The organism is Flavobacterium sp. AED (genome assembly GCF_000812945.1).
GTDB lineage: Bacteria > Bacteroidota > Bacteroidia > Flavobacteriales > Flavobacteriaceae > Flavobacterium.
The window spans coordinates 65,981-79,429 of sequence record NZ_JSYM01000005.1; the positions used below are offsets into that span (position 1 = coordinate 65,981).

A 13,449-nucleotide genomic window follows, 5' to 3' on the forward strand; every position below is an offset into this window, starting at 1 on the left:
CGAGCTATTAAAATGAGTATATAATAAAATTAAATATATTAAAAATGGGTAAAATAATCGGAATTGATTTAGGTACAACAAACTCTTGTGTTTCTGTAATGGAAGGTAATGAAGCAGTAGTTATCCCTAATGCTGAAGGAAAAAGAACAACGCCATCTATCATTGCATTTGTAGAAGGTGGAGAAATTAAAGTAGGAGATCCTGCTAAGAGACAAGCGGTAACTAATCCAACTAAGACTATTGCTTCTATCAAACGTTTTATGGGTCATTCTTTTTCAGAAGTTTCTGCTGAAGCAAAAAGAGTTTCTTATTCAGTAGTAAAAGGGGACAACAATACACCACGTGTTGATATTGATGGTCGTTTATACTCTGCACAAGAATTGTCAGCAATGACTCTTCAAAAAATGAAAAAAACTGCTGAAGACTATTTAGGTCAAACAGTTACTGAAGCAGTTATTACTGTTCCTGCTTACTTTAATGATGCACAACGTCAAGCTACGAAAGAAGCGGGTGAAATTGCAGGTCTTAAAGTTATGCGTATTATCAACGAACCTACTGCTGCAGCTTTGGCATACGGTCTTGATAAAAAAGGTAAAGATCAAAAAATTGCTGTTTACGATTTAGGTGGAGGTACATTTGATATTTCTGTTCTTGAATTAGGAGACGGAGTTTTTGAAGTATTGTCTACAAACGGAGATACTCACTTAGGTGGGGATGATTTTGACCACGAAATTATTGACTGGTTAGCTGCTGAATTTTTAACTGAAGAAGGTATTGATTTACGTTTAGATCCAATGTCTTTGCAACGTTTGAAAGAAGCTGCTGAGAAAGCAAAAATTGAATTGTCTTCTTCTACTGAAACTGAAATCAACTTACCTTACGTAACTGCTACAGCTTCAGGACCAAAACACTTAGTTAAAAAATTAACTAGAGCTCAATTTGAAAAATTAACTGACGCTTTAGTAAAACGTTCTATGGCACCAGTTGCTAAAGCGTTGAAAGATGCAGGTTTATCTGTTTCTGATATTGACGAAGTTATTCTTGTAGGAGGTTCTACTCGTATGCCAAGAATTGCTGAAGAAGTTGAAAAATTCTTTGGAAAAAAAGCGTCTAAAGGAGTTAACCCTGATGAGGTTGTTGCTATTGGAGCAGCTATTCAAGGTGGAGTTCTTTCTGGAGATGTAAAAGATGTATTGTTACTTGACGTTACTCCTTTATCTTTAGGTATCGAAACTATGGGTGGTGTTATGACAACTCTTATTGAGTCTAATACAACTATTCCAACTAAAAAATCTCAAGTTTTCTCTACAGCTGCAGATTCTCAACCAACAGTTGAAATCCACGTTTTACAAGGAGCTAGAGCAATGGCTGCTGATAACAAAACTATCGGTCGTTTCCATTTAGATGGTATTCCACCAGCACCAAGAGGTGTTCCACAAATTGAAGTAACTTTTGATATTGATGCTAATGGTATCATCAAAGTTTCTGCAACTGACAAAGGAACTGGTAAATCTCATGATATTCGTATCGAAGCTTCTTCTGGATTAACTGCTGAAGAAATCGAAAGAATGAAAAAAGATGCAGAAGCTAATGCTGATGCTGACAAAATTGCAAGAGAAAGAGCTGAAAAATTGAACGAAGCAGATGGAATGATTTTCCAAACTGAAACTCAATTGAAAGAATTAGGTTCTAAATTATCTGATGAAAACAAAGTTGCTGTAGAATATGCATTAACTGAATTGAGAATGGCACACCAATCTCAAGACATTCCTGCAATTCAAACTGCTCTTGACAACATCAACGCTGCTTGGAAAAAAGCAACTGAAGCGATGTATGCTCAAGGTGAACAAGGTCAAGGTGAAGCACAACCACAAGGTGAGCCTCAAGGAGACAATGTTGAAGACGTTGAATTCGAAGAAGTAAAATAATAATTCCCGTAGAGACGGACTTCTGTCCGTCTTTATTGTTGATTTAAAAAACCGTTCGCCTTTGGTGAACGGTTTTTTTTATGATTTTTTTTAACCCCAACTGTTTTTTTTAATGGTTGGGGTTTGTTTTTATGCAAATTCACAATAGTAGAGATGCATTGCAGTGCGTCTCTACTATTGTGAATTTGTTAGGTTATGAAACATTATAATTCAATTAACACCTAAGAATTTATGTCTCCATAGTAAATGATTATTTTTGTTTAAATAGAAAATTTATAATGTCAAAAAATATTCCAGTCTCCCTATTAGAATTAGCAATAATTATCCAAGATAGCAATGCAAGCGAAACTTTACAAAAAACAGCTGCACTTGCACAACTTGCCGACAGTTTAGGCTACAACCGATTTTGGTTAGCAGAACATCATAATATGGCACACGTCGCCAGTACAGCAACGGTGGTGCTGATTGGTTATATTGCCAGTCAAACTCAAAATATTCGTGTAGGTTCCGGCGGAATCATGCTGCCTAATCATGCCCCGCTAATTATTGCGGAACAATTTGGAACTTTAGAAACACTGTATCCGAATCGGATTGATTTAGGGTTAGGAAGAGCACCGGGAACTGACTCGTTAACCGCGCAAGCCATTCGAAAAGATTTCTTTGAACAATCGCAACGCTTTCCGCAAAATGTGGCTGCGCTTCAGGAATTTTTCTCTGAAGATAATGCTACTGCAAATGTGCGCGCTTTTCCTGCCGAAGGGACTAAAGTTCCCATTTGGATTTTAGGTTCCAGTATGGATAGTGCTGCTTTGGCTGCTGCCAAAGGATTACCGTATGCTTTTGCCGGACATTTTGCTCCCAAACAAATGCATCAGGCGTTTGAATTTTATAGAGATAATTTTCAACCTTCGGAATATTTAGACCAACCAAAAACAATGGCGTGTGTCAATGCAATTGCTGCCGATACAGATGAAGAAGCCCAGATTTTGTCAACCAGTTTGACCCAGATGTTTCTGAATTTGATTCGAAATGATAGAAAACCATTGCAACCACCTGTAGATTCTATGGATGGAATTATGAGTGAAGAAGAGCATTTTCATGTAAACCAAATGACTTCTTGTTCATTTGTAGGTAGCAAAGAAAAATTAGCTGTTGAATTACAGCAGTTTATTGATTATACCCGTATTGATGAATTAATGATTACCAGTCCGATTTTCAATCATCAGGATAAATTGAAAAGCATTCGAATAATGAAAGAAGTAATGGATTCTATGAATTAAACATGAAATTTATTGTAATGCTTTTTAAAACTTAAATGAACTTATATTCCTTATATGTTGAGGAATTTAAACCATATAAGGAGTGTAAGTTCATTTAAGGAAGTCTCAATTATTGAATTTTGCTATTGAAAAATAAATTTAAAATAAGAAAACCTGCAACGTTACATTGCAGGTTTTACTTTATAAATCAAAATTTATTAATTATTTAAGGCTTCCAACCATATCTTCCGGTTTAACCCAAGCATCAAAATCCTCTGAAGTTACATAACCTAAACGAACAGCTTCCTCTTTTAGAGTAGTTCCGTTTTTGTGTGCCGTTTGAGCAATTTCTGCTGATTTGTAATATCCAATTTTAGTATTTAAAGCCGTAACCAACATCAATGAATTGTCTACCAATTCTTTGATTCGTTTGTAGTTTGGCTCGATACCTTGTGCGCAATGTTCGTCAAAAGACATACAAGCGTCACCTAATAATCTTGCAGATTGCAAGAAATTTGCTGCCATCAATGGTTTGAAAACATTCAATTCATAATGTCCTTGCATTCCTCCAACTGAAATAGCCACATCATTCCCCATAACTTGCGCGCAAACCATTGTTAATGCTTCACATTGTGTAGGGTTTACTTTTCCTGGCATGATAGAAGAACCCGGTTCGTTTTCTGGAATAAGGATTTCTCCAATTCCTGAACGTGGTCCAGAAGCCAACATACGTACATCATTGGCAATTTTATTCAATGAAACCGCTAGTTGTTTCAATGCACCATGTGATTCTACAATAGCATCATGTGCTGCTAAAGCTTCAAATTTGTTTTCGGCAGTTACGAATGGATGTCCAGTAAATTCAGCGATATATTCAGCTACTTTTACATCATATCCTTCTGGAGTATTTAATCCAGTTCCAACAGCTGTTCCTCCTAAAGCTACTTCTGATAAGTGAGCTAACGTATTTTTAACCGCTTTTAAACCGTAGTTCAATTGCGCTACATAACCTGAAATTTCTTGTCCTAATGTCAATGGTGTAGCATCCATTAAATGCGTACGACCTATTTTAACTACAGTATTGAATTCAACCGCTTTGGCATGAAGTGTATCTCTTAGTTTTTCAACTCCTGGGATAGTAATTTCAACCACTGCTTTGTAAGCTGCTATATGCATTCCTGTTGGAAATGTATCATTAGAAGATTGTGATTTGTTTACATCATCATTCGCTTTGATGAATTGCTCGCCTTCGCCAATGTTGAATCCTTTTAGTACTTGTGCACGATTAGCAACCACTTCATTTACGTTCATGTTGCTTTGTGTACCAGAACCTGTTTGCCAAATTACCAATGGAAATTCGTCAGCTAGTTTTCCTGCTAGGATTTCGTCACAAACGGCAGCTATAGCGTCACGTTTTTCGACTGGTAAAACACCTAAATCGCAATTAGCGTAAGCAGCTGCTTTTTTTAAGAAAGCAAAACCTTCAATAATTTCTTTTGGCATGGAAGCCGATGGACCTATTTTGAAGTTGTTGCGGGAACGTTCTGTTTGTGCTCCCCAATATTTGTCTGCAGGAACCTGCACTTCACCCATCGTGTCTTTTTCTATTCTAAATTTCATTGTGTTGTTATTTATAAGTATTAAGTAGTTTAGTAGATTTTTTAGCCCCGATTACTTCACTTGATTTCTATTTACATCGGAGTTCAGTGAACTTCGTTTGTAGTGAAAATCCTTTTATGCCGGTGTTCGGCATAAAAGATTGTAACGAATAGCGGGATTAGCTCCAAATTCTGAGCTCAAAAATACGGATAATTCCCTTTTCATAAAAATTGATTGATAGTTTTTGTTACTTTTTATTGGTAAGAAAAGGAATTAAACTTACATTTGTGGCTACATTCAAAATTCCGGAAAACATGTTTGAATTTTCACAGTACTTAGGCTTTTTACTTTTCTTAACCGTTCTTACAATAGGATTTTGGTTAATGTTTTTTCTTGTTGGTTTCGTATCTTATTGGGTAGGAGGAGCAACTTGGGAAGCATTCAAAGAGAAAAGAGCAAAAAAGAAGCAAGAACAATCAGTTTAATCTAATTGTTTTATAAAATAAGGACCCGTGAAAACGAGTCCTTTTTTTTTATGCTTTTATTTTAATTTTTTACAAAAAAAAGACCCGTTTTCACGAGTCCTTTTTGTTTGTTACTTATCCTTATCCAGGAAATTCTCCTCCATTATCATTATTTTCGTTTTTAGGCGCTTGTTTTTCTCTTTCGTTTTTAGCTTTATTGAATCTATATGTAAAAGAAAGATTGAACTGTCGCTTACGAAATTGCATTTCGCTATACGATGTCTGGCCTTCAAGGTGAGTATAAGACTTCATTATTCTAGAATTGAAAATGTCACTTATATTAAATGCTACTGTTGCTTTATCTTTTAGAATGTCTTTGCTAAAAGCTGTATTCATACCAAATTGACCTAAGTTTTTACCTTGTGCTGTATTTTGTGGACCATTATACATTGCTGTTAATTGCCAATCTATTTTATGGGGTAAGGTTAATTTTGAGTTGATTCTTGCAAACCAAGAATTTGCTTGATTATCAAGATTTTGAGTTACAACGACATCATTTGCATCTGTGTAACTATTTTCTCCAGTTGTTTTTACATTGTAAAGATTAAAATTACTATTTAATTTCCACCATTTAAAAGGGGTGTAATTTAGAGTGAATTCGAAACCAAATTTTTGTTCTTTTCCTAAGTTAATTGGTCTGCTCAAAATAACTGGAATTCCGTTTACATCTTCACCTGTAGGAGATCGAACAAAACTAAAGACATCTTTTGTATCTTCAAAATAAGCTGAAGTATTAAAAGTTATTTTATCCCAACGCTTGATATATCCAATGTCGTATTTGTCAGTTAGTGACGGATCTAAATCAGGGTTTCCTTGAAAAATATTAATATTACTTGAGTAATTCGTTGCCGGGTTCATGAAACGCCCTCTTGGTCTTGATAAACGTTTGCTATAACTGGCAGTAAAGTTACTTTGCTTAGATATTTCATAACTAATAAAAGCACTTGGAAACAAGTTGTTGTACTTTTTAGTATTGAATACATTAGTGTCTAATAAATTAACCTGGATATTGGTGTCTTCCCAACGCAACCCGAATAAATAGGAGAATTTATTTACTTTGAAACCATACTGCGTATAAATTGCGTTTATGTTTTCTTTATATTGTAAAGTGTTTGACAAACTCGGAATTGTTGCGCCCTGATCATCAAGAACGTAATATTTATTATTTAAATCCCCAAAACTTCCTTTGTAACCCGCTTCAAACTGACTTCCTTCACCTATTGGAAGAACGTAGTCAGCTTGCAATTGAACTTGTTTTTGAACTTGGTTATTTAAGGTGTTATTAAAATCATTTGTAGCGGTTATTAGACTATTGCTATCATCGGTGTTTCGAGAAATCGATCCATCAACGGTAAGTTTGTGCCCTTTATCGTTGAAGTTTTTTATTAAATTTGAACTATATTCAACGTTTTGACTGCCCGTATTTCCATTATTCAATCGAAATGATGCGTTTGTAAAAGCATGAGCTGCATCAAAACTATTATAATTGATTAAGTCTCTAGTATCACCTGAATTCTTCTGGTAGTTAATGGAATTTGTCCAAAAAGTCGTTGGGGATATCACCCATTCGATACCAGCTTTTCCGTTAAATCCGTCTGAAGTTCTTTTAGTATCACGGTTTTCCTCTAAAAAACTTTTTGGTGTTCCGTCAGTATTAAAGTACTCAGAATTAGTCAAACCGCCGCCTTCATTTGTTCTGTGGTTGTATCCTGCAGTGGTAAAATAGTTTAATTTTTCAGTTTTATAATTCAAATTAGTACTTAATCCGTAGGTTTCAGGAACACCAGTTGAAGCAATAAAAGTTCCATTTAGACCTTGATTTTTTCCTTTTTTAAGGATAATGTTTATTAATCCGGAACCTCCTTCGGCATCATAACGTGCGGATGGGTTTGTGATAACTTCAACTTTATCAATTGCATCAGCAGGGATTTGACGTAATGCTTCGGCAATGTTTATAGCATTTGAAGGTCTTCCGTCGATTAAAATTCTAATATTGTCGCTTCCTCTTAAGCTTACATTTCCTTCGGTATCAACTGAAACCGATGGAACGTTGTCTAAAACGTCGCTAACAGTTCCGCCTTTGACCATCATATCCTGACCAACGTTATATACTTTTTTGTCCAGTTTGATTTCTACTGTAGATTTTTCAGCACGAACGACAACTTCATTCAGTTGGTTGGCATCTTCAACTAAAGCAGTTGTGCCTAAATCAATATTTCCTTGAATACTTTTTTGTTTGATCTCAGTTGGTTTGAAGGAAATGAATTCGATTTTTACATCATAAATTCCTGGTGTTACATCGATACTATATTCTCCTTTTGCATTAGTAATTCCTCCGGCAAGTGCTTTTGGGTTTTTGGCATTTATAAACGTAATTGTGGCATACTCTAATGGCTGTTTGCTCACTTTTTCAATAACTTTTCCACTAACTTTTACTTTTTGGGAAGGAGCGGGTTGCTGTGCAAAATTTATTAAGCTTGTAAATATAAATGCAAGAGCAAGTAGATTTTTTAATTTTTTTGGCATTTTTATAGTTTTAGTTTCTTTTTTAGATTACAAAAACTAAGTTAGGTTTAATGTGTAAATCATAAAAAAGTGTTAATTTAATTATATGAAATCATTTACATTATCTAGCACTCTTCCTATGATTGCTTTATCTCCTTTGATAACAATAGGTCTTTCAATTAAAATAGGATAAGTAACCATTGCTTGAATGATTTCGTCATTAGTCATTGTTTTATTTTTGAAATTTTCTATCCAAATTTTTTCTTTTTGACGCACTAATGTAAGCGGTTCAAAATTTAGTTTTTGAATAATTGTTTTTAATTCTTCGAAAGTGGGAACGTTGTCAAGATAATTAATGACTTCAAATTCTTTTTCAGATTCTTTTATAAAAGCCAAGCAGTTTCTTGATTTTCCGCAACGCGGATTGTGGTATATTTGTATCATAAGTAATTTTTTGATAAAGAAAATGGAGTATTAATCTCGGTTCATAAGTGTAACAAAAGTAAAATTTGTTACTCTAATTTTAATAATATAAAAAACAAAAATCTATGTTTATCGAACAAGGAGTGAAATCTGAGAATAAATTTTGGAAGTATATTGTAGGCTCTTTAGTAATTATTTTCGCTTCTTTTTTAGGTCAGATACCTTTATTATTAGCATTACTTTATGAAACTTTTGTGTATGGGAAAAAGTACCCGTCTTCTAATGAAGATGTTATGACGTTTTTTGAGCCTAATATGACATTGTTTTTGATTCTTGTTTCGTTTGTTTTTGCGATGGTGGGAATTTATTTTGTCATTAAATACATTCACAATCAAACAATGCTTTCTATAACTACATCCAGATCAAAAATGGATTGGAAAAGAGTACTGTTTTCATTTTCTATTTGGTCAATTTTTACAATTGTGTCAACAGTATTGTTCTATTTTTCAGATCCAAGTGATTTTGTAATCAATTTTAAACCCATTCCATTTGCCATTTTAGTTGTTATCGGGACATTATTAATTCCCATTCAAACCAGTACCGAAGAATATATTTTTAGAGGTTATTTGATGCAGGGTTTTGCCAATCTCGCTAAAAATAAATGGTTCCCTTTAGTGATGACTTCTGTTATTTTTGGAGCAATGCACATTTCAAATCCTGAAGTTTCTAAAATGGGAAATATTATTTTAGTCTATTATGTAGGGACTGGATTTTTACTGGGGATAATAACCTTGATGGATGAAGGGATGGAATTAGCTTTAGGTTTTCATGCGGCTAATAATTTAGTAAGTGCTTTACTAGTAACTTCTGATTGGTCAGCATTTCAAACCCATTCCATTTTTAAAGATGTTTCGGAGCCTTCGGCAGGTTTTGATGTTATATTCCCGGTTGTTATCATTTACCCAATCCTTTTATTTATCTTTAGTAAAAAATACAAATGGACAAACTGGAAAGATAAATTGACAGGAAAAATCGAAGAACCAGCAAATTTTAATGATTTAAACTCAATATAATTACCAATGAATACAATTACTTATAAAAACGTAAACAATCATTTTAAACTGAATGGATTTCATCTGAATCGAAAAGATTTATGTAGAGTGGCATACAGTTTTATAAAAGAAGGGGAAGAGCATGAAAAATCGGTTGGAGATTTTATATTGGATTGGTTTGATAAAAAAAGCTACATCGAATTGAACACTTCCGGAACTACAGGTAGCCCAAAAATTATTCAAATGGATAAACAAGCGATGGTGAATTCGGCTTTAGCTACCGGAGATTTTTTTGATTTACGTCCCGGTGATAAAGCATTACATTGTTTGCCAACTAAATATATTGCAGGGAAAATGATGTTTGTCAGAGGCTTTATTTTAGGATTGGATATGGATTTTGTAGCTCCAACTTCGCATCCGATGTTGCTTAATGAAACTAAATATGATTTTGTTTCCATGGTACCTTTGCAAGCTCAAAATTCTTTGACAGAATTAAAAAATGTAAAAAAAATGATTGTTGGTGGCGCTAAAATGGGAAAATCACTTGAAAAAAGTCTTTCTAAATTAAGTACCAAAGGATATGAAACGTATGGTATGACTGAAACAATCACCCATATTGCTGCCAAGAAAATAGGAGAGAAGGCTTTCTCAGTTTTACCGAATATAAAAATTTCTCAAGACGAAAGAAACTGTTTAGTGATTGATGCGCCAAATATTTCAGAAGAAACTATTGTAACCAATGATTTAGTTGAATTAGTAAATGAAAATGAATTTGTTTTCTTGGGTCGTATTGACAATGTGATTAATAGCGGCGGAATTAAACTGATTCCCGAACAAATCGAAGAGAAATTATCAAATAAAATTCATTCAAGATTTTTTGTTACAGGAGTTCAGGACGCTACTTTAGGGGAGAAATTAGTGCTGATTATTGAAGGTGAAAAGCAACCTTTGGAGGAAACTGTTTTTGATGGTTTAGACAAATATGAAAAACCTAAAGAAGTCTTTTATGTTTCAAAATTTATTGAAACACAAAACGGAAAAATAAAAAGGAAAGAAATTCAAGAGAGCCTTTAATTAATTTCAGGATAACCAGACATAAAAAAGCATCCCGTTTGTAGGAACAGGATGCTTTTTTAGTTTTGACTATTGTTGCATCTTGAAAAAATAATCTGCAGAATGTTTGCCACTTCCGTAAAATAAGAAAAAGACACAGATTCCAAGTATTAGGAATGCTAACAATAAGTTTTGAGAATGCATTTCGCCCATAAAATTCACAATAATTGCCCCAATCAGTATGGGTAATTGTGCTATTATTGCCCATCTGGTAAGTAAACCAAAAGCAATCATTATTCCCCCAACCATATGTGCCGGAGCAATATAATGAATCAGAAACATTCCACCGCCAATTTTGTCAATTGGGGATATTAAGTCTTGTAAATATTGGATGTTTGTTATAAAAGAGATTCCTTTCATAAACAAAAAAACACCAAGTGCTATTCGTACCAAATCTAATGATAAATAAGTGTGCGTATTTGCCCACTTATTTAAATTTTTTACGTTGCTCATAATGTATAGTTTAAATATTTAACACTAAGTTACTAATTTTTAAAGATATAAGTGATTTTTTGAGTCTGTAATTTTTTAGTGGTAAAACTATTTTTTTGCTCAGTATCTAAATACTTTCTTTCTATATAGCGGTATAAAATGAATAATCTATTTAATGGATGAAACGGTATTTTAGCTTTAGACCAAGACTATTTTCAGCATGACCATGAGCTAAAAATTGAGTAAAATCCATTGACAAACCTAGTTTGTTTTTAGCATTACCAATGATAAAATACCTGCCTAAGTAGAACGCTGAAGAAAGTCCAAATTGCTGGGCCCCTCCGCCATATTCAGATACAAAACCAAGTCCAAATTTTTTGTCTGCATCCGAAAGGGCGTAACCTGCCCCAGATTCTGCTCCCCAATACCATTTATGGCTAAAGCTATATTGAGTATTAATTTTTATGGAAAATATATTAAAGTTACTGTATAATGTTTTCTCCGTTAATGTACTTTCAGGTGTTATTTTTGGTAAGTTTTGTTTGACGAGCCAATAGTCATAATCGACTTTAATACCCAAATCCCATTTTGGTGAAACTTTTTTCCATGCTCTTATATTTATACCAATTTCAAATCTATGGGAGCGATACATTTCTATGTGTACTGGTATGGATAGGTTAATACCTGATTCGAGATAAATTGTTTTATCTTTTTTGGATGAAACACTATCTTGGATAATTGTCTGCGCAGCAATAAACTGTACAGCCAAAAGCATTACACTTAAGAATACAATCGGAATCTTTTTCATTTTTTCTTGTAATTAAATAATTCAAATCTCAGTGACTATTTTTATTGAATTGAAAAAAATGATATTGTAAAGGTGATTCGTATTTATTGGCTTAAATAAAATTAAAAAAGAGTTAGTAAAGATACAAATAACTATTAATCAATACTATATGATTTAGTTGAAATGTTGTTTATATAATTTTATAAACTCATTTTGTTTTTAAGAATTTCAGAAATATCTTTTTCCCGTATCTTAATGTCATCCAAAATCCAATTCATTTCAGGGTCATTTTCTTTTATACGGTCTTCAATTGTAGGAATTATTTCCATGTCAGGAAATATGCCACGCCCTTCTAAAGTTGTTTTGAAAGGAGCAGCAATATACATTAATCCAATACGGATTTGGATGTCAGTATTTGGTAATTTTACTCTGGGCATAAAACCAGCAACAGTCCCGTTAAATGCGCCACCTGTTTCTTCACCTACAAAATAAGCTCTTTTGGAGCCTTTCAAATTTGAAGAAATAATGCTTGAAGCCGAAAAACTTCTCCCATTTATAAGAACATAAATTTTTCCTTTGAAAGCCTTTTTATTCACTTTATGCGGAGTAGTTTGGGTTGCATAGTAATTTTTACCGTTTTGGTTTTTATGAACAGTCAACAGTAAATAAGTATATATTATTGGAGAAAAAATCGTTTTTAAAGCTTTAAACCCAAAAGAACCTCCATTAAAGTAGGCTCCTTTGAACAAGCTTGATTTTGAAACTACTTCAGATTTATCTAAAAACACAAAAGTAGAGTCTGCTAGATAAGAATATAAATCGGCAATTTCAGTTACTCGTCCGCCTCCATTATTTCTCAAATCGATAATAAGTGTTTTTGACTGATACGCTGCAATTTTACTAAAGCTTTTTTTGTAAAAAGTTTTATAATCGCCAATTTTGAAACTTCTAATTTTCATTACAGCTACACTACTGTCTTTTTCTAAAAAATGTAAGTTCCGATTATAATTTTTTTCAACGGAATAATACCCATTAACCCTTTTCTTTTTTCTGATTTCTTTGGATTTGGTTTTATCTTTCAGCGCTAGCTTTTTTTGAATTTTTTTGAGATGCTCCCCAATAGTATCTTCCGCTTTTCGTTTGATTGTAATCGTTTTTAGGCTGTCGTTATATTTGAAATCAAATTTTAGACTATCCTGAATTCCATTTTCATTAGAGAAAAATGTAGAAAAACGTTTGCCTGAAAAATTAGTTTTGTAAGTGGTATTATAACCGTCGGAACTATAATAATGATTGTATTCTGTAATTAAATCATTTGGTTTTGTCCCATTTACAGCAACAACTTCTGTACCTGGCTGTATGGTTTTGTCGTAGGATTTATTTTTGGTAATATATAATTTTCCATTAAAAAGGTCGAAATCAAATTGCGAAAAGGGACCCGTTCCTCTTTTAATTAGTGCTTTGGTTTCTTTCTTTGTCATTAATTTTGTTGGTGGATAAACTACCAAATGTCCTTGTCGCACCGCAGCTACCACAGAACTTATTTTTTTGTAAAACTCAAATTTTGTTATTGGTTTTGTAAGGGTGGCTTTTAGACTGTCGAATTTATAATCTAAAGCTTCCTTACTGATATACCAGTATAAATTGGGGTGTAATTCCTGTAATTTTCGATAGGTAAAATCAACATCCGATTTTAATTTCTCTTCAGCTATCAAATCATTCAAATGCTTATTGTGCTTTTTTAAAGAGTCACATTGAACAAAGAATAACATTATAAAGCCGAATAGAACTATTTTTCTCATGTTTTAATTACCTAAGTTTTTCCTC

11 protein-coding genes are annotated in these 13,449 nt (G+C 33.4%); 5 read left to right on the forward strand and 6 right to left on the reverse strand.

Annotation, left to right across the window (positions count from 1 at the left end; translation table 11 throughout):
* Positions 1 to 44: 44 nt before the first annotated feature.
* Positions 45 to 1,928: a molecular chaperone DnaK gene (gene dnaK / locus OA85_RS14645; protein WP_039110555.1), complete on the forward strand. Its 1,884-nt coding sequence runs from the start codon at positions 45 to 47 to the stop codon at positions 1,926 to 1,928.
* 278 nt (positions 1,929 to 2,206) lie between these two features.
* Positions 2,207 to 3,208, forward strand: coding sequence for an LLM class flavin-dependent oxidoreductase (locus tag OA85_RS14650; protein ID WP_039110556.1), 1,002 nt, complete (start codon positions 2,207 to 2,209; stop codon positions 3,206 to 3,208).
* 201 nt (positions 3,209 to 3,409) lie between these two features.
* On the opposite strand, the gene fumC is transcribed toward OA85_RS14650, so the two are convergent.
* The gene (gene fumC / locus OA85_RS14655) at positions 3,410 to 4,807 is read right to left on the reverse strand and encodes a class II fumarate hydratase (protein ID WP_039110557.1); all 1,398 of its coding nucleotides are present in this window, start codon (positions 4,805 to 4,807) and stop codon (positions 3,410 to 3,412) included.
* 266 nt (positions 4,808 to 5,073) lie between these two features.
* Between fumC and OA85_RS14660 the strand changes: the two genes are divergently transcribed.
* Entirely contained in the window at positions 5,074 to 5,271 is a 198-nt protein-coding gene (locus OA85_RS14660) for a hypothetical protein (protein ID WP_156129472.1), read from the forward strand.
* A gap of 120 nt (positions 5,272 to 5,391) precedes the next feature.
* Here the strand turns inward: OA85_RS14660 and OA85_RS14665 are convergent, their stop codons facing one another.
* Entirely contained in the window at positions 5,392 to 7,836 is a 2,445-nt protein-coding gene (locus OA85_RS14665) for an outer membrane beta-barrel family protein (RefSeq protein ID WP_039110558.1), read from the reverse strand.
* 81 nt (positions 7,837 to 7,917) lie between these two features.
* Positions 7,918 to 8,259 carry an arsenate reductase (glutaredoxin) gene (gene arsC, locus OA85_RS14670; protein WP_039110559.1) on the reverse strand — a complete coding sequence of 114 codons (342 nt, stop codon included), beginning with the start codon at positions 8,257 to 8,259 and terminating at the stop codon, positions 7,918 to 7,920.
* Positions 8,260 to 8,363: 104 nt separating this feature from the next.
* Here arsC and OA85_RS14675 point away from each other — a divergent pair, with 104 nt between their 5' ends.
* Both OA85_RS14675 and OA85_RS14680 read left to right on the forward strand, forming a co-directional pair.
* Complete coding sequence (locus OA85_RS14675) at positions 8,364 to 9,311, forward strand: CPBP family intramembrane glutamic endopeptidase (protein WP_039110560.1); 948 nt, start codon at positions 8,364 to 8,366, stop codon at positions 9,309 to 9,311.
* Between the two features lie 6 nt (positions 9,312 to 9,317).
* The gene (locus tag OA85_RS14680; RefSeq protein ID WP_039110561.1) at positions 9,318 to 10,364 is read left to right on the forward strand and encodes an AMP-binding protein; all 1,047 of its coding nucleotides are present in this window, start codon (positions 9,318 to 9,320) and stop codon (positions 10,362 to 10,364) included.
* Positions 10,365 to 10,433: 69 nt separating this feature from the next.
* On the opposite strand, the gene OA85_RS14685 is transcribed toward OA85_RS14680, so the two are convergent.
* The 3 genes from OA85_RS14685 to OA85_RS14695 all read right to left on the reverse strand — a co-directional run bounded on the left by OA85_RS14685 (position 10,434) and on the right by OA85_RS14695 (position 13,424).
* On the reverse strand, positions 10,434 to 10,856 hold the full coding sequence (locus OA85_RS14685) for a DoxX family protein (protein WP_039110562.1): 423 nt from the start codon (positions 10,854 to 10,856) through the stop codon (positions 10,434 to 10,436).
* A gap of 151 nt (positions 10,857 to 11,007) precedes the next feature.
* Positions 11,008 to 11,643 (reverse strand): hypothetical protein, encoded by a 636-nt coding sequence (locus tag OA85_RS14690; protein WP_039110563.1) that lies wholly within the window; start codon positions 11,641 to 11,643, stop codon positions 11,008 to 11,010.
* Positions 11,644 to 11,822: 179 nt separating this feature from the next.
* Positions 11,823 to 13,424 carry a S41 family peptidase gene (locus tag OA85_RS14695; RefSeq protein ID WP_039110564.1) on the reverse strand — a complete coding sequence of 534 codons (1,602 nt, stop codon included), beginning with the start codon at positions 13,422 to 13,424 and terminating at the stop codon, positions 11,823 to 11,825.
* Positions 13,425 to 13,449: the final 25 nt, after the last annotated feature.

Coding starts and splice junctions, on each gene's coding strand:
- dnaK (WP_039110555.1), top strand. CDS start 45: ATGGGTAAAATAATCGGAATTGATTTAGGTACAACAAACTCTTGTGTT.
- arsC (WP_039110559.1), bottom strand. CDS start 8,259: ATGATACAAATATACCACAATCCGCGTTGCGGAAAATCAAGAAACTGC.
- OA85_RS14650 (WP_039110556.1), top strand. CDS start 2,207: ATGTCAAAAAATATTCCAGTCTCCCTATTAGAATTAGCAATAATTATC.
- OA85_RS14665 (WP_039110558.1), bottom strand. CDS start 7,836: ATGCCAAAAAAATTAAAAAATCTACTTGCTCTTGCATTTATATTTACA.
- OA85_RS14680 (WP_039110561.1), top strand. CDS start 9,318: ATGAATACAATTACTTATAAAAACGTAAACAATCATTTTAAACTGAAT.
- fumC (WP_039110557.1), bottom strand. CDS start 4,807: ATGAAATTTAGAATAGAAAAAGACACGATGGGTGAAGTGCAGGTTCCT.
- OA85_RS14685 (WP_039110562.1), bottom strand. CDS start 10,856: ATGAGCAACGTAAAAAATTTAAATAAGTGGGCAAATACGCACACTTAT.
- OA85_RS14675 (WP_039110560.1), top strand. CDS start 8,364: ATGTTTATCGAACAAGGAGTGAAATCTGAGAATAAATTTTGGAAGTAT.
- OA85_RS14695 (WP_039110564.1), bottom strand. CDS start 13,424: ATGAGAAAAATAGTTCTATTCGGCTTTATAATGTTATTCTTTGTTCAA.
- OA85_RS14690 (WP_039110563.1), bottom strand. CDS start 11,643: ATGAAAAAGATTCCGATTGTATTCTTAAGTGTAATGCTTTTGGCTGTA.